Origin of the sequence: Oceanisphaera sp. W20_SRM_FM3, from assembly GCF_052119705.1 — a bacterium.
In the GTDB taxonomy this organism is placed as follows: domain Bacteria; phylum Pseudomonadota; class Gammaproteobacteria; order Enterobacterales; family Aeromonadaceae; genus Oceanimonas.
Genome location: NZ_JBGQOP010000021.1, coordinates 13058 through 34239, shown reverse-complemented (window position 1 = coordinate 34239; position 21182 = coordinate 13058). Strand labels below are relative to the sequence as shown.

Below are 21182 nucleotides of genomic sequence, written 5' to 3'. Positions count from 1 at the left end.
TCCTTATTAAGGCGCGGTTTACGCCTAACTAGTTAAATAATGAGCGCCCAGAGAAACGAGCGCTACAGCCCGCGAATTATTGGGCTTGTCATAGGGGCAAGGTCAAGCGCTTTTACGCCACAACTGCTCCATCACCAGTGCGATTAAGGTACCGGTGAGCAAACCGTTGCCGAGTAAATATTGCGCCAATCCTGGCCAATGACGATACAGATCCGGCGGTAAGAACATACAGCCTACGCCTAACAATACGGTCACGCCCAAGATAGTGCCGGCTCTGTGATCCAGCGGATATTTAGTCAGTAACTGAAACGCCAACATCACCAGCTTAATAAAGGCGGCTAACAAGGCTGCATTAGCCACGGGGGCGGGCAATAAAGATAAAAAGCCCACGGCCGCAGGGAATAAGCTAATGCCGGCCAATAGCACACACGCCAGTATAAAAGGCCCACGTCTTTGGTCACCTGTGATCTGAATAAAACCGGCCGTCACGGGTAAAGGCACCACCGCAATCGTCGATAAGCCGCCCGCCATCATGTGACTAATGCCCGAGGCGAGACTACTGCGATTAAGGGCATCTTTCATGGTCGGTTGTGGGCCCTGCACTACGCTGGAAATGGCAGTAATGGCCGCCACTTGGTTAGAGACCAACAGCAGCGAAAACAATACCGCCACCACCAGCATGCCGAGGTCTAACTTGGGCCAGCCAAAAGCAAACAAATCGGGCAACTGTATGCCAGAAGCGTTGCTCGGTATCGCGGTGGCGCTTAAGCCAAACAGCACAAAGGCGCCCCAACCGCCCACTATGCCGACTAACACCGCATAAGTGCGCACTATGGCGTGACGGCTAAAGGAGCACATTAATACGCCGATAAACACCAATAAGCCGATACTCGCCACCGGCATGGTCATCACGCCACTTTGTGGATCCGTGACCATACCGCGCACAAATACGCCTGACAGCTGCACCACTAATAGCAACATAAAGCAGCCGGTCACCAGCGGCGTAAACAAGAACAGCAACCGATGAGTTTGCTTGGCTAGACCTAACAACAGCATGATGGCACCGGCCACTAATACCCCCCCCGCCAACAGCTGTAATATCTCGCCGCCCGCAAAGCCTTGGGCGCGACCTATATAGGCCATCACAATAAAGACGATGGCCCAAGAGCCCGCAGGCCCGTCGGCAACCGGGTAACGATGGCCAATGAGGACCTGTACCAAGGAACTTAATCCCACCAGCATCAGGGTGCGCTGCATTAAGCCGGTAATGTCACTGCCTTCAAGGCCAAACGCCTGCCCCAAGATGATGGGTAGCGCCAGCGCATTGGCTAACAAGAAAATAAACCACTGGCTGACACTCAAGCCCCAGCCAAAACGAGATTGCATAACTCACTCCTGTTAATACTATCTAAGACAAACAAAGCGCCTTGATTGTACCCGCACTTAAGGCACATAACATAAAAACCCAGCGCTGTGTGTCAAAGACAGAAGAAGGAACGCGCTAATGCTCTTTTTAGCGGTATGGGCTTAGCAACTTGGCTCGTCAAATGCTCTTTGTTTTGACCAATAAAACAAGCTGGATTTTTGCCCCAATATAGTCACGGCCACATGCTCGTCACACGCCTGCGCCGCCAGTCCATAACACACGTGTAGCGGCAACAAATGTTCTTCTCTAGGATGGCAAAAACGGGCATAAGGCGCGGCCGTCCAGTCAACGAGTCGGCGGCGACGTTGGACTTCGTCAAGCAAAGGGTTGGAGCAGGCATCTTGGAGCCAAGCTTCGAACGCCTCATTCTTCTCCTGCACATCTGGCGTATTCACGGCAAAAAATGCCGGCAAATTATGAAACGAAAAACCAGATCCGATTACCAGCAGGTTATCGTAATCCAAGGCCTGTAGCGCACGGCCGATTTCCAGATGTGCCTCAGCACTCAGGCTGTTAATCAGCGAGAGCTGCACGCAAGGAATATCCGCTGTCGGATACATCAACTTAAGGGGCACAAATACACCGTGGTCGATACCGCGCTCGGTATCGAGTCGTGCGGTAATGACGGCATTGGTCAGCGCCTGCTGCACCTGCTGAGCCAGAACAGGCTCGCCAGCGCAGGGATACTGAATGTCATAGGCTGCGGCTGGAAATCCATAATAATCATAAATAAGGCTAGGATGGGCATTCGCGGTAATGGTGGGCACCGCTTCCTCCCAGTGGGCACTGATAATCAAAATAGCCTTAGGGCGGGGTAACTTGGCGGCCATCTGCTGTAAACACGCCACCATTTCTCGGTGTGCAGGATCGCCTAGCAGCGGCATAGGACCACCGCCGTGCGAAAGAAAAAGGATGTCGGTGGTCTTGTTCATGACGGTATCTCCAGTCAAATATTTACGCCGAACGGTGGCGAGCCACACGATCTAGCAACAGTAAATCCAGTGACAGCCGCCCCGCCCCTTGGATCAGCAAGGAAACAGTGCCGGCCAGCAGTGCCAATGCGTATTCGTAACCGTTGTTGGACATAAACAAGCCGTTGCCGATGTGCACACTAAAAATAGCCACCAGCAGAGTGAACGACGCAACCAAGGCGGCTGGGCGCGTCAGCAGCCCCAACACCAGAGCAAGGCCACCAAAGAATTCGGCGCTGCCCGCCAATAATGCCATCAGCTCACCGGGGATTAAGCCAATGCTCGCCATCCATTGGCCCGTACCTTCTAGGCCATAGCCACCAAACCAGCCAAATAATTTTTGTGCCCCGTGAGCGGCCAATATCAGGCCAATCGGCAGTCGTAACACCAGTGCCGCGTAACCGCCGCTGCTGCTCAATAAGATTCGGGCCAATTGCGTTTTCATGGGATTTTCCTCTGATAGGGTCATGTTTGAGTGTATCTAAAGACAGATATTCAATGCGTACACTCACTTTACTATCATCAATTTGAAAGATTAAGACCAAACTTATTGCCTATTTATAAACACTACATTGATAATGCCATTTTATTATCATGAGGAACTCCCATGGACCGTATCGATGCCATGCGTGCCTTTGTTACCGTAGTAAGCGAGGGCAGTTTTACTCGGGCCTCCGAGCGGCTAGCCATGTCGCCACAGTTGGTTAGCAAATATGTGTCTCAGCTAGAGCAACGGCTAGGCACCCGCCTGCTCAATCGCACCACCCGCAAGGTACATATTACCGAAGCCGGTAGTCGTTATGCGCAACGCGCACAACAGCTGCTGGCTGACCTAGACGACATGGACAGTCAGCTCAATGACCTGCAGGAAAACGCCCAAGGGCAACTGCGCATCAGCGCGCCTGTCTCGTTTGCCAGCCTGCATCTGGCACCCTTGCTATATCGCTTTCAGCAGGCTCATCCGGGCGTGAGTATCGACCTACAGCTGAACGACCGTAAGGTCGACATAGTAGAAGAAGGGTTCGACATAGCGCTGCGCATCGGCCACCTAAAAAGCTCCTCTATGATTGCCAAATTTATGGCGCCGATAAGATTGGTGATGTGCGCCGCACCGGCTTATCTGGCCGAGCACGGCATTCCTGAACGGCTGGAAGACCTGAAAAACCACCGTTATCTGCGCTACAGCTATATGGAAGAAAGCACCCGTTTTCCCACCCATGAATGGCTAACGCCGAGCGCGCCTGAGTTAGCTGGGCAAGGGTGGCGAGGGCCAGAGACGAGAGGTGACATGGTTATTAATAATGGCGAAGTGCTAGTAAAAGCCGCTATTGAAGGCGCCGGTATCGTCATTCAGCCCACTTTTATTTGCGGTGCTGCCATTGCCGAAGGCAAACTTCAGGTATTACTCCCCGCATACGAACCCGAGCCCATGGGCCTATACGCCGTTTATGCGCACCGCAAACTGCTGGCGAGTAAGGTCAGATGCTTTATCGACTTTATGGCCGGATACTTCGGCGAGCCACCTTACTGGGATTGTTTTGATCAAAATGACGAGCAAACAGAGTAAAAGATTGCGCCGTCTGCCGCGCAAGTTAACGCACGAAAGTCTCTTGACACCAAAACAAAATAGGGGGGCAAGGGTTGGCAAAATACAGTAGAATATGCCGCCGCCGCTAGCAGCACTAAATAGCAGAACCAGCTTGGTAGCAGATCTCGCTGTACCGCCATGCCAGCACAGCACGCCAGGCGGTTTGGTAAAGTCGACGCTATGAGTCGTTTTTACCAAACCCCCCGATCGATCGTAAAGGAACGAGAACCCATGGAAACTGCTCGACCCATTCGCCGTGCTCTGCTGAGTGTGTCTGATAAAGACGGCATCATCAATTTCGCCCAAGGTTTACACGCTCGCGGCGTTGAATTGCTGTCTACCGGTGGCACCGCCCGCTTGCTGGCCGACCAAGGCATTCCCGTCACCGAAGTGTCTGATTATACCGGTTTTCCTGAAATGATGGATGGCCGTGTTAAAACCTTACACCCTAAGGTACACGGTGGCATTTTGGGCCGTCGTGGTACCGATGACGCCATTATGGCCGAGCACGGCATTGCAGCTATCGACATGGTAGTGGTCAACCTGTATCCGTTTGCCAATACCGTTGCTAATGCCGATTGCAGCCTCGAAGATGCCATCGAAAACATCGATATCGGCGGCCCAACCATGGTGCGTGCCGCCGCTAAAAACCACAACGACGTGGCCATAGTGGTGAACGCTAGCGATTACGATCGTCTGCTCAGCGAAATGGATGCCGGCAACAACAGCCTGACTCAAGCGACTCGCTTCGATTTAGCCATCGCCGCCTTTGAGCACACGGCGCAGTATGACGGCATGATTGCCAACTACTTTGGCACCATGGTGCCGGCCTATCATGATGCGACCGAAGGCTCAGCCTTCCCGCGCACCATCAACTATCAGTTTACTAAGAAGCAAGACTTGCGCTACGGCGAAAACAGCCATCAGAGCGCCGCTTTTTATGTAGAAAATACTATCGATGAAGCGTCTGTGGCGACCGCCACTCAACTGCAAGGCAAAGAGTTGTCGTTCAATAACATAGCCGACACCGATGCCGCACTCGAGTGCGTAAAAGAATTTGATACCCCAGCTTGTGTGATTGTTAAGCACGCCAACCCCTGTGGTGTGGCATTAGGCGAGAACCTGCTTGAAGCTTACGATCTCGCTTATCAAACTGATCCTACTTCAGCCTTTGGCGGCATCATCGCCTTTAACCGCGAATTAGATGCCGACACCGCGAAAGCGATTGTGGATCGTCAGTTTGTGGAAGTGATCATCGCGCCTAGCGTGTCTGATGCGGCGCAAGCTATCGTTGCCGAGAAGAAAAACGTGCGTTTATTGGTGTCCGGCCAGTGGACCACTAAAACTAACACCTTGGACATCAAGCGTGTGAACGGCGGCATCTTAGTACAAGACCGCGACCAAGGTAATATTGGCTTAGCCGACCTAAAAGTGGTCAGCAAACGCCAGCCGACCGACGCCGAGTTGCAAGACTTGTTATTCTGCTGGAAAGTAGCCAAGTACGTGAAATCCAATGCCATCGTTTACGCCAAAGGCGCTCGGACTATCGGTGTAGGCGCCGGCCAAATGAGCCGTGTGTATTCCGCTAAAGTGGCCGGCATTAAAGCCGAAGACGAAGGCTTGCAAGTTGCAGGCTCGGTCATGGCCTCCGATGCTTTCTTCCCGTTCCGCGACGGCATAGACGCCGCGGCGGCCGCCGGTATCAGCTGTGTGATCCAGCCAGGTGGCTCTATGCGTGACGATGAAGTCATTCAAGCCGCCGACGAGCATGGCATGACCATGGTCTTTACCGGCATGCGCCACTTTCGCCATTGATCAGTAGCTAGATCGGAGTTAGTTGGAGGTGTTAGTTATCGGGATAGCGGTATCTCACACCGACACGCTTCAAGTACCTCCCTGTAACGCTCAAACACATAACGTCCATGTTATGTGATGGTCGGTTTAGAGATATGCCCTATCCCTCTATAGTCGACCGAGTGGCTTGTTGCAGGTGATTGGTTACAGAGATCTAGCTGCTATCAAGTGCTTTACTAATTTTGAGGAACAAAATTGATGAAAGTATTAATCATTGGTGGTGGTGGTCGTGAGCATGCGCTGGCTTGGAAGGCGGCGCAGTCGCCTCAAGTCAGCCAAGTATTCGTGGCACCCGGCAATGCGGGCACGGCCCTTGAATCTAACCTGACCAACGTGGACATTAGCGCCACAGACGTGCAAGGCTTGTTGGCCTTTGCCAAACAAGAACAGATTGGTCTGACCATAGTCGGCCCAGAAGCGCCATTAGTGGCCGGTGTGGTTGACGCCTTTAGCGCCGACAACTTGGCTATCTTTGGCCCGACTGCCGCCGCCGCTCAGTTAGAAGGTTCTAAAGCGTTCACCAAAGACTTTTTAGCCCGCCAAAACATCCCGAGCGCCGATTACCAGAACTTCACGGAAGTTGAACCTGCTCTCGCGTATTTACGCGAGAAAGGCGCCCCTATCGTGGTGAAAGCCGACGGTCTGGCAGCCGGTAAAGGCGTGATCGTGGCCATGACCTTGGCAGAGGCTGAAAACGCCGTACGCGACATGTTGTCTGGCAATGCCTTTGGCGATGCCGGCAGCCGTGTGGTGATTGAAGAATTCTTGGATGGCGAAGAAGCGTCTTTCATCGTCATGGTCGACGGTGAAAATGTGTTGGCCATGGCCACCAGCCAAGATCACAAGCGCGTTGGCGACGGCGATACCGGCCCCAACACCGGCGGCATGGGCGCCTATAGCCCAGCACCGGTAGTGACGCCGGAAATACATGATCGCATCATGAGTCAGGTGATCATGCCGACCGTGCGTGGCATGGCAGCTGAAGGTAATGTCTACACCGGCTTCTTATACGCAGGCCTGATGATAGATAAAGCCGGCCAGCCAAAGGTGATTGAGTTTAACTGTCGTTTTGGTGACCCAGAAACCCAGCCCATTTTAATGCGCTTGCAGTCTGACTTGGTTGAACTGTGCTTAGCCGGTTGTAACGGCAAGCTGAACACAGTCACCGCCGAATTTGACCCACGCGCCGCCGTGGGTGTGGTATTGGCGGCGGGTGGTTATCCGGCCGATGATTATCGCAAATTTGATGCCATCACCGATATTCCGGCAGCAACACCGATCAGCAAAACATTCCACGCCGGCAGCACCCTTAAAGACGGCGTGCTAGTGACCTCAGGCGGGCGCGTATTATGCGCCACCGCTCTGGGCAACACGGTAACCGAGGCGCAAGCCAATGCCTATGCGGTGGCTGAGCAGATCAAATGGCAAGGCATGTTTTATCGTCACGACATCGCCTATCGCGCCATAGCGCGGGAAAACAAATAGCTAGAAGCTAGAAGCTAGAAGCTAGAAGCTAGAAGCTAGAAGCTAGAAGCTAGAAGCTAGAAGCTAGAAGCTAGAGAAAGCATAAGCCGCCATCATTGATGGCGGCTTTTTTATCACTTGTAATCGGCAATTTATTCGCCGGCCAGCATAGCGGGTAATTTTTACGCCACACAGTGCTCCCAAGCCCTATTCCTCGCCTATCCTTGAAGCTAATGCAAGTCTGCAAGGCGAGCTTTGCATTGGTTTTATTTTTGCCAACAGGAGTATCCTATGTTTCGTAAAAAAGTGTTCAAAAAAGGGCTACTGGGATTAGCGCTAGCGGTCAGCTTGCCCTTGCTGGCGGCCCCCATACAAACCGCAGATAGCACAGAGGGCGCTATCCTCACCAATGAGGCAGGCATGAGCTTGTATGTGTTTGAGAAGGACGCTGCAGGCGTTAGCAATTGTAATGATCAGTGCGCAGTAAACTGGCCACCGCTGGCGGCAAGCAAAGACGATAAAGCCGAAGGCGACTATGGCATTATCAAGCGCGCCGATGGCAGCTTGCAGTGGAGCTACAAAGAGCAGCCTTTGTATTTATGGAAAGATGACAAAGCCAAGGGTGATGTATTTGGTGATGGCAAATTTGATGTATGGCACCTAGCTAAGCCTTAGGGTGAGGGGTGAGGGGTGAGGCAAACATACAGTACCAAGCGCCGAGCGGTAGTCGCGCGCTTTAGCCGCGAAATGGCGCTACGCGCCATCCCATGCACCGATTCATCCCAGTGCACAGGAAAGAAAAAAGAGCCCTAGCTGGGCTCTTTTACTGTGCGCTTACTGCGAAAAACCAGCAACGCTTACAACTGCTCAGCTATCCAATCGGCAAAGCCCGGCATAGCGCCTAGGTGCGGTAATAAGGTCAAGGTTAACTCAGGATATTGCTCGCGCTTTTGGTGCAATACCGAGGGTAAGTCGTCCACTACGTGCCGGCCTTGGGCTAAAAAATAAGGGAACAGTTTTATCTCGGTGGCACCCGCCGCCACTTGGTGGTCTATGGCCTGCTCGAGAGACGGCTCGGCCAGCTCCCAAAAGGCATGGCCCATCAGTTCAAAGCGCCCAGTCATGGCGTGACGAACACCGGCTGCAAAGTCTGCTATTTCTTGATTGGCAGCCTCACGACGGCTGCCGTGTGCCACCAAAATAAACCCTTTCATCTTATCTGTATCCTTTTGCTACATGCCTAGCTCATGGCTGTTTATCTAGCTCACGGCAGCTTAAATTGGTTGTTTAACAATCACCAGCGGCACTTGGCCTGCCAGTACATCCACACAATAATCCCAGCTGGCGATGCGGTAATGTTGAATATCATCATCCAGATGCAAGCCTTGGCTTTGCCGATGAAACCAGATTAAAAACCGCGACGGCGTGATCAGATGAATTTGAATGTCTGAGCCGCTTTCGTCTCCATCGTCCATATAATCCAACACATCTGTGCCTTCCAGCATCCGATAGCCAAACACATGATCAAACTGCAACTGGTAAATCACTTTGGGCGGCATATCGGCTTGAGTGGGCATGCCCATAGACAACTGTAATTTTCCGGTCCACACATCCTGATGTAGCTCAGTCAACATTAATCCTGTAGTAAGGCCACGGGCGCCAGACCAAGGCGTGGTCATTTGTCGAACGGTATTGGCTTCCATATCGCCTCCCAGAAAGGAAACAGGCAAGGATAGTTATAACAAGTGAAGGTTGAAGGGGGCAAGCGGTAACTGGAGAATGGGTAATGCAGCAAGAAAAAACCCGACCTAAGTCGGGTTTAGCAGGTGTTACTTGATGGCGTCTTTCAATGCCTTGCCAGCTACAAAAGCAGGCACATTGGCAGCAGCAATCTGAATTTCTGCACCTGTCTGTGGGTTACGACCGGTGCGTGCAGCGCGGTGGTTAACTTTAAAGGTACCGAAACCCACCAGTTGTACTGGGTCGCCTTCTTTCAGGCTTTGGGTAATACCACTGAGCACTTCTTCCAACGCGGCCTTAGCCTGCGCTTTATTCAAATCTGCCTTAGCGGCAATTGCTTCAACAAGCTGAGTCTTATTCATAATGGGATCCTTTCTCACTTGGCATTAAGTGGTTGCCCACTCTATTCAAATTTAGGCCTCAAGCAAAGCCTTTGTATCAAGGGCTAACATCAAGTGCCGTTGTTTTGTTCAGATATTGCTAAAAGTGTCACATAATTCTACTCAAACGCGACCCTAGCTCGTTAAACAAGCACTGCGACTAGCATCGGGGCCAGCATAGCCGAGCCCGACAGGCGCGACTAGAGGCAGAGCGTGCAAGTCAGCAAATTTATGCGCTAGGTCATTCAAACCCGACAACTTTCGACTTAAAACAGCTTAAAGCAGCGCCGATCGCCCGGCGCCAAGCACAGATCTCCCCCCAAACACTGAACCTGTAGCCCAGTACTTATTTTTAGGTAAAGCGCGTAGCCGATGCTCTTTGCCAAAGGGACGCGCACAACCAAGGACACCGCCGTATTTTGTTTCGCTCGGCGCCGGGCGCTTGGTGCTCGGCGCTGATGTTATTTCGCCTTAGCCACCAAGTCTTTAATCACTACTGTCGAGTCACAGCGGCCAAAACCTTGGGCTAACAACGCTTCGTACACCTTATGCACGTGCTCGGTTAGCGGTAACGTTAAGCCCTGTTGCTCGGCTTCATCTAAACAAATGCCTAAATCCTTGTGCATCCACTGCGCGGCAAAGCCAAAGTCGAACTTATCTTCACTCATGGTTTGCGCGCGATTTTGTAACTGCCAGCTTTGCGCCGCACCGCCACCTAATACATCGATCAGGGTTGGAATATCTAAGCCCGCTTTTTGTGCGATCATCAAGCCTTCGGCAATGCCTTGTACAGCACCAATCACAAATATTTGATTCACCATCTTGCAACGCTGGCCTGCGCCGACTGGCCCTAAGCGCGTCACTTTTTTACCGTAGGCGGCCAATACCGGTGCCGCTTCGGCGACGTCCGCTTCGCGCCCACCCACCATAATGGTTAAGGTGCCATTCTCGGCCCCCAATTGGCCACCGGAGACAGGTGCATCGATAAAGCGCAGACCTAACTTTTCGGCGGCAGCAGACAACTCTTCGGCCAAAATGGCGGAGGTAGTGGTGTGATCCACTAACAGCGCGCCCGCCTTCATGCCGGCTAACACGCCCTCTTCGCCATACACCACAGAGCGTACGTCATCGTCGTTACCCACGCACACCATCACTATGTCTGCGTCTTTGGCAGCTTGAGCCGGGGTAGTTGCATGAGTACCGCCGTGAGCCTCGGCCCACGTCACCGCTTTGTCGCTGCTGCGGTTATAGACACACACTTGATGACCGGCTTTTTGTAAATGCGCCGCCATAGGCCCGCCCATCACGCCCAAACCAATAAATGCCAATTTCATTACGCTAACTCCTTGAGGGAAATTTATAACTGCGTCCGGCGCTAAGCGCCTAGTTTTAAAGACTTAAGATCCAAAACTAAAAAATTTTGCCACGGAAGAACACGGAACGCACAGCCAAGATCAAAAGCAACAAGAGACTTAAGATTTGTAAATTCACAACCTTTAAGTTTTGCTATCTATGGTAGTATTTTTTATTTTTCCGTGCATTCCGTGGGGTCCGTGGCAGAAAAAGCGCTGTATTTGAGCTTGGTACTTTGTTCTCCAGCGCTTAAAAATGTAAGCCCGGCGATAAAGTATCAGGCATGCTAACCTGAGTTTCTTCCATGGACGCGACCGGATAGGCGCAGTAATCGGCGGCATAATAAGCGCTGGCTCTGTGGTTGCCGCTGTCGCCAACCCCACCAAAAGGTGCGGCACCGGAGGCACCGGTAATCGGCTTGTTCCAGTTCACTATGCCGGCGCGAATATGGCGTAAGAAGTAATCCCAATCTTGCTGAACATCTGACAATAAACCTGCCGCTAAGCCGTAACGCGTGTTATTGGCAAGCACAACGGCGTGGGCCAGATCCTCATAGCGGCTAACCTGCAACAGCGGGCCAAAGTACTCTTCATCTGGCAAGTCGCTGATATGACTGACCTCAATAATACCCGGCGAGACAAGCCCGGTATTGGCTTGCAGTGATTTCAGCATCAATAATGAATGGCCACCCAATGCTAACAGGTTAGCTTGGGCAGCTATCATGGCCTTGGCCGCGTGCACCGACACTAAGGCGCCCATAAAGGGCTGCGGCTCGTCATCATACACACCGACTTTGATGGCCTTGGTCACGGTAATAAGGCGCGCCAAAATAGCATCGCCTGCTTCGCCTTTAGGTAATAATAAGCGGCGTGCACAAGTACAACGCTGGCCGGCACTAATAAAAGTAGACTGCACTATGGTGTGCACGGCGGCGTCTATGTTGGCCACCTCACCCACCACCAGCGGATTATTGCCACCCATTTCTAGTGCTAATATTTTGCTCGTCTGCTCTGCCCACTGGCGATGTAATAGCTGGCCGGTATTTGAGGAGCCGGTAAAAAATAAGCCATCGATATCTGCATGGGCTGCCAAAGCCTTCCCCGTATGCACCTCGCCTTGCACTAGATTGAGTACACCCGCAGGCAAGCCCGCCTGCGCCCAGAGCTTTACCGTCTCTTCGGCCACCTTAGGCGTGAGCTCCGAGGGTTTAAACACTACCGTATTGCCGGCGATTAAAGCGGGCACTATGTGGCCATTGGGCAAGTGCCCCGGAAAGTTATAAGGGCCAAACACCGCCACCACACCATGGGGTTTATGGCGCAGCACGGCTTTACCGCCGGCCATCGGCGTTTCAGTCATACCGGTGCGCTCAAAATAGGCTTTTTCAGACAAGGCAATTTTGCCCGCCATGGCCGCCGCCTCTGTGGCGCTTTCCCATAGCGGCTTACCGGTTTCTTGAGCAATAAGCTGGGCTAAATAGTCTTTGTGTTTCACCACTAATTCGGCAAAGCGCTTAATAATAGTAAGCCGTTCGCTTACGGCTAGGCTCGCCCAATCGGGGCTGGCCGCACGCGCCGCCGCTACAGCCGCATTTACCTGACTCAAACTGGCCGCTGCCCCTTGCCAGACCTCGACGTCTTTAGCCGGATCCACAGAGCTAAATGCTTCACCCTCGCCGGGCAGCCAGTGGCCATTGATATATTGAACTGCTATTGCTGGATCTTCTGTATCTACCATTCAATATCTCCTCTTATAAAAAAGGGCTTAAAGATTTTAAAGACTAGGGCTATTTTTGCCACGGAATCCACAGAAGAACACAGAAAAAGAGGGAGCAAATCTGACAACCACTGATCAGATATTTAATGGTTAAGGTCTTCTCCCCCAAAAAGCTCTGTTCACTTGTCGCACGTTAACTGCGTCCGTGACTCTCGTAAACAAAGAGGGTGTTCTCCCGTGGCAAAAATTTTTAGCTCTAGTTTTTATTTTTAGCTTGGTCCTTGCTGCTGGGCGCAGCCCTCAGAGCCTATATCTCAACTAACCTGAGCGTATCGCCCTCACTCACCATCAGCAAACGGGCGGCGTCTGCACTTAGCGTCACCTCTGGTAAGTCAGCTTCATCGAGCGAGGTGCTTGCCAAATCCGCCTCGGCAATTAAGGCGCGAAAGCCAGCAAACTGGCCGTTGCTGATCAGATAAGATCGACCTGAGCGAGGCTCACCCATCTTGATGCGGCATTGTCGGCTATTACGTACCGAATGAATCTGTGACAGCTCACATTCTACGGTAGGGCCGCCATCAAAAATATCCACATAACCGCGCCAAGTGAAGCCCTCTGATTCTAAAAAGCGCAGCGCGGGTTTGGTGTTGTTATGGGTAACGCCAATCACCGACTTAGCAGCCTTAGACAGCAAGTTTACATAAATAGGAAACTTGGGCATTAGCTCGGCAATAAAGCCTTTTTGGCCGATGCCGGTCAGATAGTCGACGGTGGGGAAATCCATGCTAAAAAAGTGCTCTTGCAGCCAGCTCCAAAATGGACTGTGGCCTTGTTCGTCAGACACGCCGCGCATCTCTGCCAACACCCGATTATCGAATAACTCAGGAAACTCGGCCAAGAATAAAAAGCGGCTCTTCGACAGCAAACGGCCGTTTAAGCCGTGACGTGCGGACTCACGCAAGAAGAGCGAGCACAATTCACTGCCCCCCGTGTAATCGTTGGTCAGAGTCAGGGTTTCAACCACGTTATAAATACCCAGCTGGGGTGAGCTGTGTACTTGTTTGCCGAGCAGGTAGGTATAGAAGGGAGAAGATAGCCCCACGGCGGCATTAAGGGCACAGGTGCCGAGCACCTCGCCACTATCGCCATCTTCAGCAACAAAAAAGTATAAGTTTTCGCTCTTGGCGGTACCCCGGTTAGCAAAGGCTGCATTGGAGTCGTCAATCTTTTGTTGTAATAAGGCGTCGTTGACCGGCAAAGACGTAAAGCCATGGCCAGAATCAATGGAGAACTGCTTTAAGGTAGGAAAGTCTCTCTGCTCGATAGGACGTATCACTAGCATGACAGACTCCTTATTGGTGCTGGTTGATAAAGCGAGGCGAATGCCTCGCTTTGGTATTAAAGCCGAAAGCTAGAAGCTAGAAGCTAGAAGCTAGAAGCTAGAAGCTAGAAGCTAGAAGATTATCCCTAGTCCCTGATCACTAGCCACTGAACTTTAAGCTTGCACGACCTTGGCCACGGCGCGCTCGAAGCGAGCCAAGCCCTCAAGCACGTCTTCATGGCTTATCACTAATGATGGCGCAAAACGCACTACGTTAGCACCGGCAATCAGCACCATGAGTTGCTCAGCCATGGCCGCATCTAAAAACTCTTTAGCGCGGCCTTTATATTGCTCATTCAATACGCAGCCCAGTAATAAACCCTTGCCGCGCACTTCACTAAAGCAATGATATTTCTCATTAATGGCGTTCAAGCCTTGGCGATACCAAGTTTCGCGCTCTTTCACACCGGCTAATACTGAGTTGGTATTTACCGTATCGAAAGCGGCTTCTGCCACGGCACAAGCCAGCGGATTTCCACCATAGGTGGAGCCGTGTGTGCCGGGTTTAAACGAGGCCGCAATGGCGCTAGTGGTTAACATGGCACCAATGGGGAAACCGCCACCCAAGGATTTCGCGCTGGTTAAGATATCCGGCGTGACGCCTAAGTCCATATAGGCATAAAGCGCGCCGGTACGGCCCACACCCGTTTGCACTTCATCGAAAATCAACAGCGCATTGTGTTGATCACACAGCTCGCGTACGGCTTTCACGTACTCAAGATCTGGGCTGATAATGCCGCCCTCGCCTTGCAGCGGCTCCATCACTACGGCACAGGTGTTGTTAGACATAATGGCTTTTAGTGCCTCTATGTCGTTGTAATTCACGTGGTCGATGTCGGCCGGCTTAGGACCAAAACCGTCGGAATAGGCAGCTTGGCCACCCACGGTTACGGTAAAGAAGGTACGGCCGTGAAAGCCTTGGTTAAAGGCAATGATCTGTGATTTTTGCTCACCAAAATGCTCAAGCGCGTACCGACGGGCCAGCTTAAATGCCGCCTCGTTCGCTTCGGCGCCTGAGTTACAAAAGTAAGCTCTCTCGGCAAAGGTCGCGGCCACCATCTTGCTGGCTAAACGCAGCGCCGGCTCGTTGGTCAGCACGTTGCTCACATGCCATAACTTTTCACTTTGCTCACGAAGCGCGCCTACTAAAGCCGGGTGGCAGTGGCCTAAGCAGCTGACCGCAATACCACCGGCGAAGTCGATATACTCTCGACTGTCTTGGTCCCACACGCGCGCACCCAAACCACGCACCGGGATCATTTTGGCCGGAGCGTAGTTAGGCACCATAACTTGGTCGAACAATTCGCGGGTGACTGCCATATCAGACATGCTTACTCCTTGAATACCGCCACTCTTTAGCGGTAAATGTTAAATATAGGTGAATATACAGATATTATGACCAACAACCTGTGAGCCCGCTCGATAAATTACCCTAGGCTGGCGGCGTTGCCAACCAGAAAAATTAATCAAAAATATTGCATAAATTATCACACAAAAACCCAAATAAAGGCTTTGGCGTCGTTATATACTGCATAAAATTAGCCGCGAGTGCAGTAATAAAAGACCATTTACGAAGAAAATATTATCCGCCGCCATCAGCAGCTCAATGCGTTGCTGATTAGCCCAGCGCTGAGTGCGGCTGAGAGTTCGACTGAGAGTGCGGCTGAGAGTACAACTATGAGTTTAACTATGAGTTTAACTATGAGCCCGGCTATGAGTGCGCCAGCAAGCGCAAAAAATTGCCCAATAGCTGGTGGCCACACTCGGTCATGATGCTTTCAGGATGAAACTGCACGCTGTGAATAGGTAAACTATTGTGCTGCATACCCATGATTTCATCGCGCGCGCCGCCTGCCGTTTCGCTCCACGCGGTGACGCTAAAACAGTTTGGTAAACTGGCGGCTTCCACAATTAATGAGTGATAACGGGTAACGGTAAGCGGACTCGGCAAGCCGTCAAACAGGCCTTGATGAGTGTGGCAAATGCGGGATGTTTTGCCGTGCATCACTTGCCGCGCCCGCACCACTTTGCCGCCAAAGGCCTGCGCTATGGCCTGATGACCTAAACACACGCCCAAGATCGGCAGCAAACCGGCAAACTCTTTAATAGCCGCCAGTGAAATGCCAGCCTCGTTTGGCGTACAAGGCCCAGGAGAAATCACCAAGCCCGTGGGCTGCAACTGGGCTATCTCGGCCAAGGTAATGTCGTCATTGCGCCGCACCACAACCGCTTGGCCCAGCTCACCAAAATACTGCACTAGGTTATAAGTGAAAGAGTCATAGTTATCTATCATCAGCAACATGAGTGCAGTTTCCGTTTAATAAAGTTCAAAGCCTGAGTTTGCCCACCTGAGAGCTTGCCATAATACTGCCCATGCGCTCGCAACTAAAGCACAACCCACATAAAGCACAGCGCTGGGCTATTTCTCCTGCATAACTTGCACTCTACTCCTTGCACACCCAAAATGGGCGCCGCCTCATTGTTATGGATACAAACCCACTCATGCCTTTTAATTACCAGCAAGTCACTACCCATTTTGGTCATATTTATCCCGCTCATGTGGAGGAGCTGTGTGAGCTGCTAATCGTATTACGCAAACAGTTTTTTGGTGATTTGGATCTAATGCTGATCTTGGCCATTATTGGCTCGCGCACCCTGCCCGCTCGCCAAAGCACCGCCATGACTTACCAAGAATTTATGGCCAACGACAAAGACGTGGTGCAAGTGCAGGCGATCAATATTCAGTCGGTGGCCGAATGCAGCGGCATCGCCCGCGAAACCGTGCGCCGTAAAATTCAAAAACTAGAAACACTGGGGCTAGTGGTGCGCGACGAGCAAGGTATGCTCAGTGTTACCGCTAAAGCGGCCACAAATTTGTCTGACTCGACCGAAGCCAGCTTGCAATATCTCGCCGCCTTGGGTGACACCTATTTAGCCGCCAGCCGCGAGGCATCACTCCTCAAGCACAGCGAATAACATATGCAACAGCGCAGACTGTCGCTCAGACGAGCAACTCACTAATGAGACGTTTTTTACGCGCACTGCAGCGGCTCATTTTTCTCGCCATGCTGGTCGGCATGGTATCTACGGCCAGCACCGTCATACCGCGCGGCTGGGACGCGGCCAATATTTTGCTGTTTAAAGACTCATCACAGCTGACTCACTTTCGCTTAGCCAAGCTGTCGGCGGATGATTATGAGCACCACCTTGCGCAAGCATTAGCTGAGCAAGATATCGAACTGGCTCGCTCCCTGCTCACCTTAGCCGATGAGCAAGGCGTGGTGTTGGCCGTCCATTGGCAGGAGCAAAGGCGCGTTCGATGCGTTGCAGCATGCAGATTCGATACAAGAGTTGTCGCGTTTGGCACGCTTGTCTAATGGCTTAAAAGGCTCGCTTCGCGCCAGCTTGCGGCTGTTGCCCGATTTAGGGAAAAGCTTTCCTGATTACGTATGAACTTCAGCCATGATGCGCGTTGTTTTGGTTTGTTTTTTCTCACTGCCCGTTTGGCTCCAAGGCCAAGGGTCTAGCACTTGTAGCAGCCCGTCTCTTTAATAAAGAGGACTTCGGCTGGCCAGCTTTGCTGGCTGTTACTGAGGTTTAGATTTAGACCAAAACACCAAACCGGGCCGAATAAATTGGCCCCTACAAGGTCAAAACACCAAACTGAGCCTCATATTCTTTACCGAAGAGGCGGCACATCCCTGTAACCTATTGAATTTATTGATACTGAACTCACTGATATATGGCTGAGCTTTGTGGGTAATCAGGAAAACATAAAACCGTGGCGAAGTCCTCTTCGCCGAAGAGACGGCCACCTACGTTGTAACCCATTAAATCTATTGACACTAAAGTTACTGAAACATGGCTGAACTTTGTGGGTAATTAGGTGGTTTTATGTTGCTCCGACTAACACCAACAAAAACGGCCTGTGCGATTGCTCACACAGGCCGTTTTTCAAAAGCGAGAGCGATTAAGCCAAGGCTTTTACCAGCTCCAACACATCTAATTCAACGCCGTCTAACTCTTCGTCCCAGTTAGGACCGATACGCACGCCGTCTTCAGACATGTCTTCTACCCACACTTCTAAAAATTCAGCCAGCGTGATTTCGAAAGGTACATATTCCGCCCATTCGTCGATACACTGTGCTTGAGCTGCACTTTCGGTAGACCAAACTGGCATCACTTCGGTATCTTCAAACTCAGACGAGTCACAAACGACCCACTCTTCGCCGAAGCGCACGCCCCACATCACATTGTTAGCGGTGACTTCGTCGAGAAAACGCTGATAATTTTGCTGGTGGATATCGCTCATGTTGTTCACCTTTTGGCTGATAACGGGGAAAGCTGATAACGGGGAAGATACCCCAGATGGGGCGATATTGAACCAAATCCTCCCTAGACTCAATCAAAACAATAGTAAACTCGGCTCAGCGTTGGGCTAACCGACGGACTAACACTCTGGTTTCAACATAGCGTTAGTCGCGCTATAAACCTTGGCTTTAAGCTTTTGCTTTCAACATTGATTCTCAACTTTGGCTTTCAACCTTGGCTTTAAACTTTGGTTTTAAGTTCTGGCCTGCGTTTTTCAACTTTCAATCATAGCCTAAAATATAGCTAGCAATCATAGGAGATAGGGAATGCAACTGCCTGCTAAAGAAGCCGTCGCCAGTGTCGATGTAGATGCGCAATATACTTTTACGCCTGTGTGCTCCAATGAACTCCCAGTGATGGGCGGCGATACCATAGGGCCTGAGCTTAACGCCCAAGCCCAGTTTGCTGCATATCGTTTAGGCTCCAAAGATGCCCACTCGCCCCACGCGCTCTGGGTCAGCAGCCCGCAGGCGCCACCTTTTAGCAAAGTCTCAGGCACCAATATGGACATTCGCTGGCCCATACATGCGGTGCCCGGCACTAAAGGCTTTGAGCTGTTAACCGAGTTGCCCCATCCGGCGGACTATGACTTTTTTGTATGGAAAGGAGTGGAGCCAGATATGCATCCGTACGGCGCCTGTTACCACGACTTAGCCGAACGCCAAAGCACCGGCATTATCGAATATTTGCAGGCTAAGCACGTCACTACCGTATTAATTGGCGGCTTAGCAACCGACTATTGCGTGCGCCACACCGCATTACAGTTACTAAGATCGGGCTTTAAGGTCATCATTAATCTTGCTGCCACCCGAGGCGTAGCCGAAGAGTCAACGGCTCACGCACTGCAAGAACTGCAACAAGCGGGCGCACACTTAATAGCCAATGCTGCAGAGTTGCAACAAACAAAGGAAGCACATTAATGACTGACACTAATACTCACGATTATGTGATCCAGTCCTTGCTCGATACGGACTTATATAAGTTCACTATGATGCAAACCGTGCTGCATCAACATCCCGCCGCCGAGGTGGAATATCATTTTCGCAGCCGCAATAAGCAGCTGGATTTTAGCGACTGTATTGCAGACATAGAGGCGGAAATTGCTCATTTGTGTCAGTTGCGTTTATCAGAAGATGAATTGGCCTACTTGGGCCAGCTCGACTATATCAAGCCCGATTTTATACACTTCTTGCGCCTGTTTCGGCTCGACCAGCGTTTCGTGCACGTTAGTTGCCAAGAGGGCGAGCTGCGATTAAAAATCCACGGCCCTTGGCTGCACACCATTTTATTTGAAGTGCCCTTGTTAGCGATCATCAGCGAAGTGTATTGCCGCCGATATAATCCCAACCCAGATTTGATCGGCGCGCGGGCGCGCTTGCAAGACAAGATTGAACTGGTCAAAAGCGAGCCTGAATATGAAGACTTTCGCTTTTCCGACTTTGGCACCCGCCGCCGTTATTCTAGGGCTTGGCAGCAAGAAGTGGTGGAGGAATTAGCCAAGCAATTGCCGGAGCAGTTTTCTGGCACCAGTAATCTGGACTTAGCGCGGCGCCTTAACTTAAAACCGGTTGGCACTCTGGCTCATGAATTTATGCAGGCGTTTCAAGCGCTGGGCCCAAGGCTTATCGACAGCCAAAAAATGGCACTCGAAGCTTGGGTGCACGAGTATCGCGGCCAACTCGGCATAGCGCTCACCGATGTGGTGGGCATGGATGCCTTTTTGCGCGACTTTGATCTCTACTTTGCCAAGCTATTTGACGGCCTACGCCAAGACTCTGGGGATCCGGTGGAATGGACCGAGAAAGCCCTGGCTCACTATCGAAAATTAAACATAGACCCGCGCAGTAAAACCTTCGTCTACAGTGATGGCTTAACCATGCACAGCGCATTGGATTTACATGTGCGCTTTCGCGAGCAGTGCAAGCCAGCCTTTGGTATTGGCACCCATTTAACTAACGACATCATGAGCCAAACGCCAATCAATATAGTGCTAAAAATGACCAGCTGTAATGGTCAAGCTGTGGCTAAATTATCCGACAGCCCCGGCAAAGCCATGAGCGATGATGAAGGCTACATGGCTTATTTGGCGCAGGTGTTTGATGTCGTGGTGCAATAAAGTGGAGCATCACAACCGGCGGTGCCAGATTTATTTTGTAGAAGCCTGCTTTAGCTGGCTGGTGGCGCAGAGCGGCACTTAAATATTTGTGATTACTTATGAACCTCAGCCATTATGCGCCCTGTTTCGGTTCGCCCTTTTGTAGCTGCCGGTCTGGCTCCAAGGTTAGGCCTAGGTTTTGTAGCAGCCAATTCATTCGGCTGGCCAGCTTTGCTGGCTGTTACTGAGGTTTAGATTTAAACCAAAACATAAAACCGAGCCGAATAAATTGGCTCCTACAAGAGAATAGACGTGCGCCACTATATAACTGATTGAATTTATTAATGATAAATTATTGAGGTGTGGCTGATCATTATGGGTCATCAGGTAAATATTTGTGCATAAGTTCCGGCGTTGCCGGATTGCGCAGCTAAAGCAGCGCCTACATCCGTGCTATATGTAAACCGCTACCATTTATCCCTACTCTCCAAGGAGCCAATATGACTGACCTTGCCCAACAAAGCTGCACGGCCTGTAAACCTGATGCACTACAGGTGACAGAAGAGCAATTAGTAGAACTTATGCCGTCCCTACCCGACTGGGCGTGCCTATCTCGCGAAGGCGAGCTGCAATTAGAACGCATTTTTCATTTTAAAAACTTTAAACAGGCGTGGGCGTTTAGCAATAAGGTAGCCGAATTGGCGGAGAGTGAATTTCATCACCCGGCCATTACCTTGGAATGGGGCAAAGTGACCGTTACTTGGTGGACCCATGCCATTAAGGGCTTGCATAAAAATGACTTCATCATGGCCGCCCGCACGGATTTATTGCTGTAAACGTGAA

The 21182-nt window shown here is 51.4% G+C and carries 21 protein-coding genes; 9 read left to right on the top strand and 12 right to left on the bottom strand.

Annotated elements, in window-relative coordinates; genetic code table 11:
* Positions 1-102 precede the first annotated feature (102 nt).
* The 3 genes from ACEN2G_RS11260 to ACEN2G_RS11250 form a co-directional block, all read right to left on the bottom strand.
* Entirely contained in the window at positions 103-1386 is a 1284-nt protein-coding gene (locus tag ACEN2G_RS11260; RefSeq protein WP_442021582.1) for a purine/pyrimidine permease, read from the bottom strand.
* Positions 1387-1527: 141 nt separating this feature from the next.
* Positions 1528-2358 carry a DODA-type extradiol aromatic ring-opening family dioxygenase gene (locus tag ACEN2G_RS11255; protein ID WP_442021581.1) on the bottom strand — a complete coding sequence of 277 codons (831 nt, stop codon included), beginning with the start codon at positions 2356-2358 and terminating at the stop codon, positions 1528-1530.
* Between the two features lie 22 nt (positions 2359-2380).
* Complete coding sequence (locus tag ACEN2G_RS11250) at positions 2381-2842, bottom strand: DoxX family protein (RefSeq protein WP_442021580.1); 462 nt, start codon at positions 2840-2842, stop codon at positions 2381-2383.
* Between the two features lie 162 nt (positions 2843-3004).
* Here ACEN2G_RS11250 and ACEN2G_RS11245 point away from each other — a divergent pair, with 162 nt between their 5' ends.
* The 4 genes from ACEN2G_RS11245 (at position 3005) to ACEN2G_RS11230 (ending at position 7978) form a co-directional block, all read left to right on the top strand.
* Positions 3005-3964: a LysR substrate-binding domain-containing protein gene (locus tag ACEN2G_RS11245; RefSeq protein ID WP_442021579.1), complete on the top strand. Its 960-nt coding sequence runs from the start codon at positions 3005-3007 to the stop codon at positions 3962-3964.
* Between the two features lie 252 nt (positions 3965-4216).
* Positions 4217-5800 carry a bifunctional phosphoribosylaminoimidazolecarboxamide formyltransferase/IMP cyclohydrolase gene (gene purH / locus ACEN2G_RS11240; protein ID WP_442021578.1) on the top strand — a complete coding sequence of 528 codons (1584 nt, stop codon included), beginning with the start codon at positions 4217-4219 and terminating at the stop codon, positions 5798-5800.
* A gap of 237 nt (positions 5801-6037) precedes the next feature.
* On the top strand, positions 6038-7324 hold the full coding sequence (purD, locus tag ACEN2G_RS11235) for a phosphoribosylamine--glycine ligase (RefSeq protein WP_442021577.1): 1287 nt from the start codon (positions 6038-6040) through the stop codon (positions 7322-7324).
* A 270-nt stretch (positions 7325-7594) separates the two neighbouring features.
* A complete protein-coding gene (locus tag ACEN2G_RS11230) occupies positions 7595-7978 on the top strand; it encodes a COG4315 family predicted lipoprotein (protein WP_442021576.1) in 384 nt (127 codons plus the stop codon).
* A gap of 182 nt (positions 7979-8160) precedes the next feature.
* Here the strand turns inward: ACEN2G_RS11230 and ACEN2G_RS11225 are convergent, their stop codons facing one another.
* The 8 genes from ACEN2G_RS11225 to ACEN2G_RS11190 all read right to left on the bottom strand — a co-directional run bounded on the left by ACEN2G_RS11225 (position 8161) and on the right by ACEN2G_RS11190 (position 16175).
* The gene (locus tag ACEN2G_RS11225; RefSeq protein ID WP_442021575.1) at positions 8161-8517 is read right to left on the bottom strand and encodes a sirohydrochlorin chelatase; all 357 of its coding nucleotides are present in this window, start codon (positions 8515-8517) and stop codon (positions 8161-8163) included.
* Between the two features lie 60 nt (positions 8518-8577).
* Positions 8578-9006, bottom strand: coding sequence for a hypothetical protein (locus ACEN2G_RS11220; RefSeq protein ID WP_442021574.1), 429 nt, complete (start codon positions 9004-9006; stop codon positions 8578-8580).
* A gap of 126 nt (positions 9007-9132) precedes the next feature.
* Positions 9133-9405, bottom strand: a complete 273-nt coding sequence (gene hupA, locus ACEN2G_RS11215) for a nucleoid-associated protein HU-alpha (protein WP_086965131.1) — start codon at positions 9403-9405, stop codon at positions 9133-9135.
* Positions 9406-9884: 479 nt separating this feature from the next.
* Entirely contained in the window at positions 9885-10757 is an 873-nt protein-coding gene (locus ACEN2G_RS11210; protein WP_442021573.1) for an NAD(P)-dependent oxidoreductase, read from the bottom strand.
* Between the two features lie 268 nt (positions 10758-11025).
* Positions 11026-12513, bottom strand: a complete 1488-nt coding sequence (gene astD / locus ACEN2G_RS11205; RefSeq protein ID WP_442021572.1) for a succinylglutamate-semialdehyde dehydrogenase — start codon at positions 12511-12513, stop codon at positions 11026-11028.
* A gap of 286 nt (positions 12514-12799) precedes the next feature.
* The gene (astA, locus tag ACEN2G_RS11200) at positions 12800-13834 is read right to left on the bottom strand and encodes an arginine N-succinyltransferase (RefSeq protein ID WP_442021571.1); all 1035 of its coding nucleotides are present in this window, start codon (positions 13832-13834) and stop codon (positions 12800-12802) included.
* A gap of 153 nt (positions 13835-13987) precedes the next feature.
* Entirely contained in the window at positions 13988-15202 is a 1215-nt protein-coding gene (locus tag ACEN2G_RS11195; RefSeq protein WP_442021570.1) for an aspartate aminotransferase family protein, read from the bottom strand.
* A gap of 382 nt (positions 15203-15584) precedes the next feature.
* Positions 15585-16175, bottom strand: coding sequence for an anthranilate synthase component II (locus tag ACEN2G_RS11190; protein WP_442021569.1), 591 nt, complete (start codon positions 16173-16175; stop codon positions 15585-15587).
* Positions 16176-16375: 200 nt separating this feature from the next.
* Between ACEN2G_RS11190 and ACEN2G_RS11185 the strand changes: the two genes are divergently transcribed.
* Both ACEN2G_RS11185 and ACEN2G_RS11180 read left to right on the top strand, forming a co-directional pair.
* Positions 16376-16849, top strand: coding sequence for a DeoR family transcriptional regulator (locus ACEN2G_RS11185; protein ID WP_442021568.1), 474 nt, complete (start codon positions 16376-16378; stop codon positions 16847-16849).
* A 44-nt stretch (positions 16850-16893) separates the two neighbouring features.
* On the top strand, positions 16894-17250 hold the full coding sequence (locus tag ACEN2G_RS11180) for a hypothetical protein (protein ID WP_442021567.1): 357 nt from the start codon (positions 16894-16896) through the stop codon (positions 17248-17250).
* A gap of 593 nt (positions 17251-17843) precedes the next feature.
* Here the strand turns inward: ACEN2G_RS11180 and ACEN2G_RS11175 are convergent.
* Positions 17844-18185 (bottom strand): DUF2750 domain-containing protein, encoded by a 342-nt coding sequence (locus ACEN2G_RS11175; protein WP_442021566.1) that lies wholly within the window; start codon positions 18183-18185, stop codon positions 17844-17846.
* Between the two features lie 325 nt (positions 18186-18510).
* Between ACEN2G_RS11175 and ACEN2G_RS11170 the strand changes: the two genes are divergently transcribed.
* From ACEN2G_RS11170 to ACEN2G_RS11160, 3 genes are all read left to right on the top strand, one after another.
* Positions 18511-19164 carry an isochorismatase family protein gene (locus tag ACEN2G_RS11170; protein ID WP_442021565.1) on the top strand — a complete coding sequence of 218 codons (654 nt, stop codon included), beginning with the start codon at positions 18511-18513 and terminating at the stop codon, positions 19162-19164.
* Positions 19164-20360 (top strand): nicotinate phosphoribosyltransferase, encoded by a 1197-nt coding sequence (gene pncB, locus ACEN2G_RS11165; RefSeq protein ID WP_442021564.1) that lies wholly within the window; start codon positions 19164-19166, stop codon positions 20358-20360. Before ACEN2G_RS11170 ends, pncB begins: the two co-directional genes overlap by 1 nt.
* Before the next feature lie 479 nt (positions 20361-20839).
* Positions 20840-21175 carry a 4a-hydroxytetrahydrobiopterin dehydratase gene (locus ACEN2G_RS11160; protein WP_442021563.1) on the top strand — a complete coding sequence of 112 codons (336 nt, stop codon included), beginning with the start codon at positions 20840-20842 and terminating at the stop codon, positions 21173-21175.
* The last annotated feature ends 7 nt before the right edge of the window (positions 21176-21182 follow it).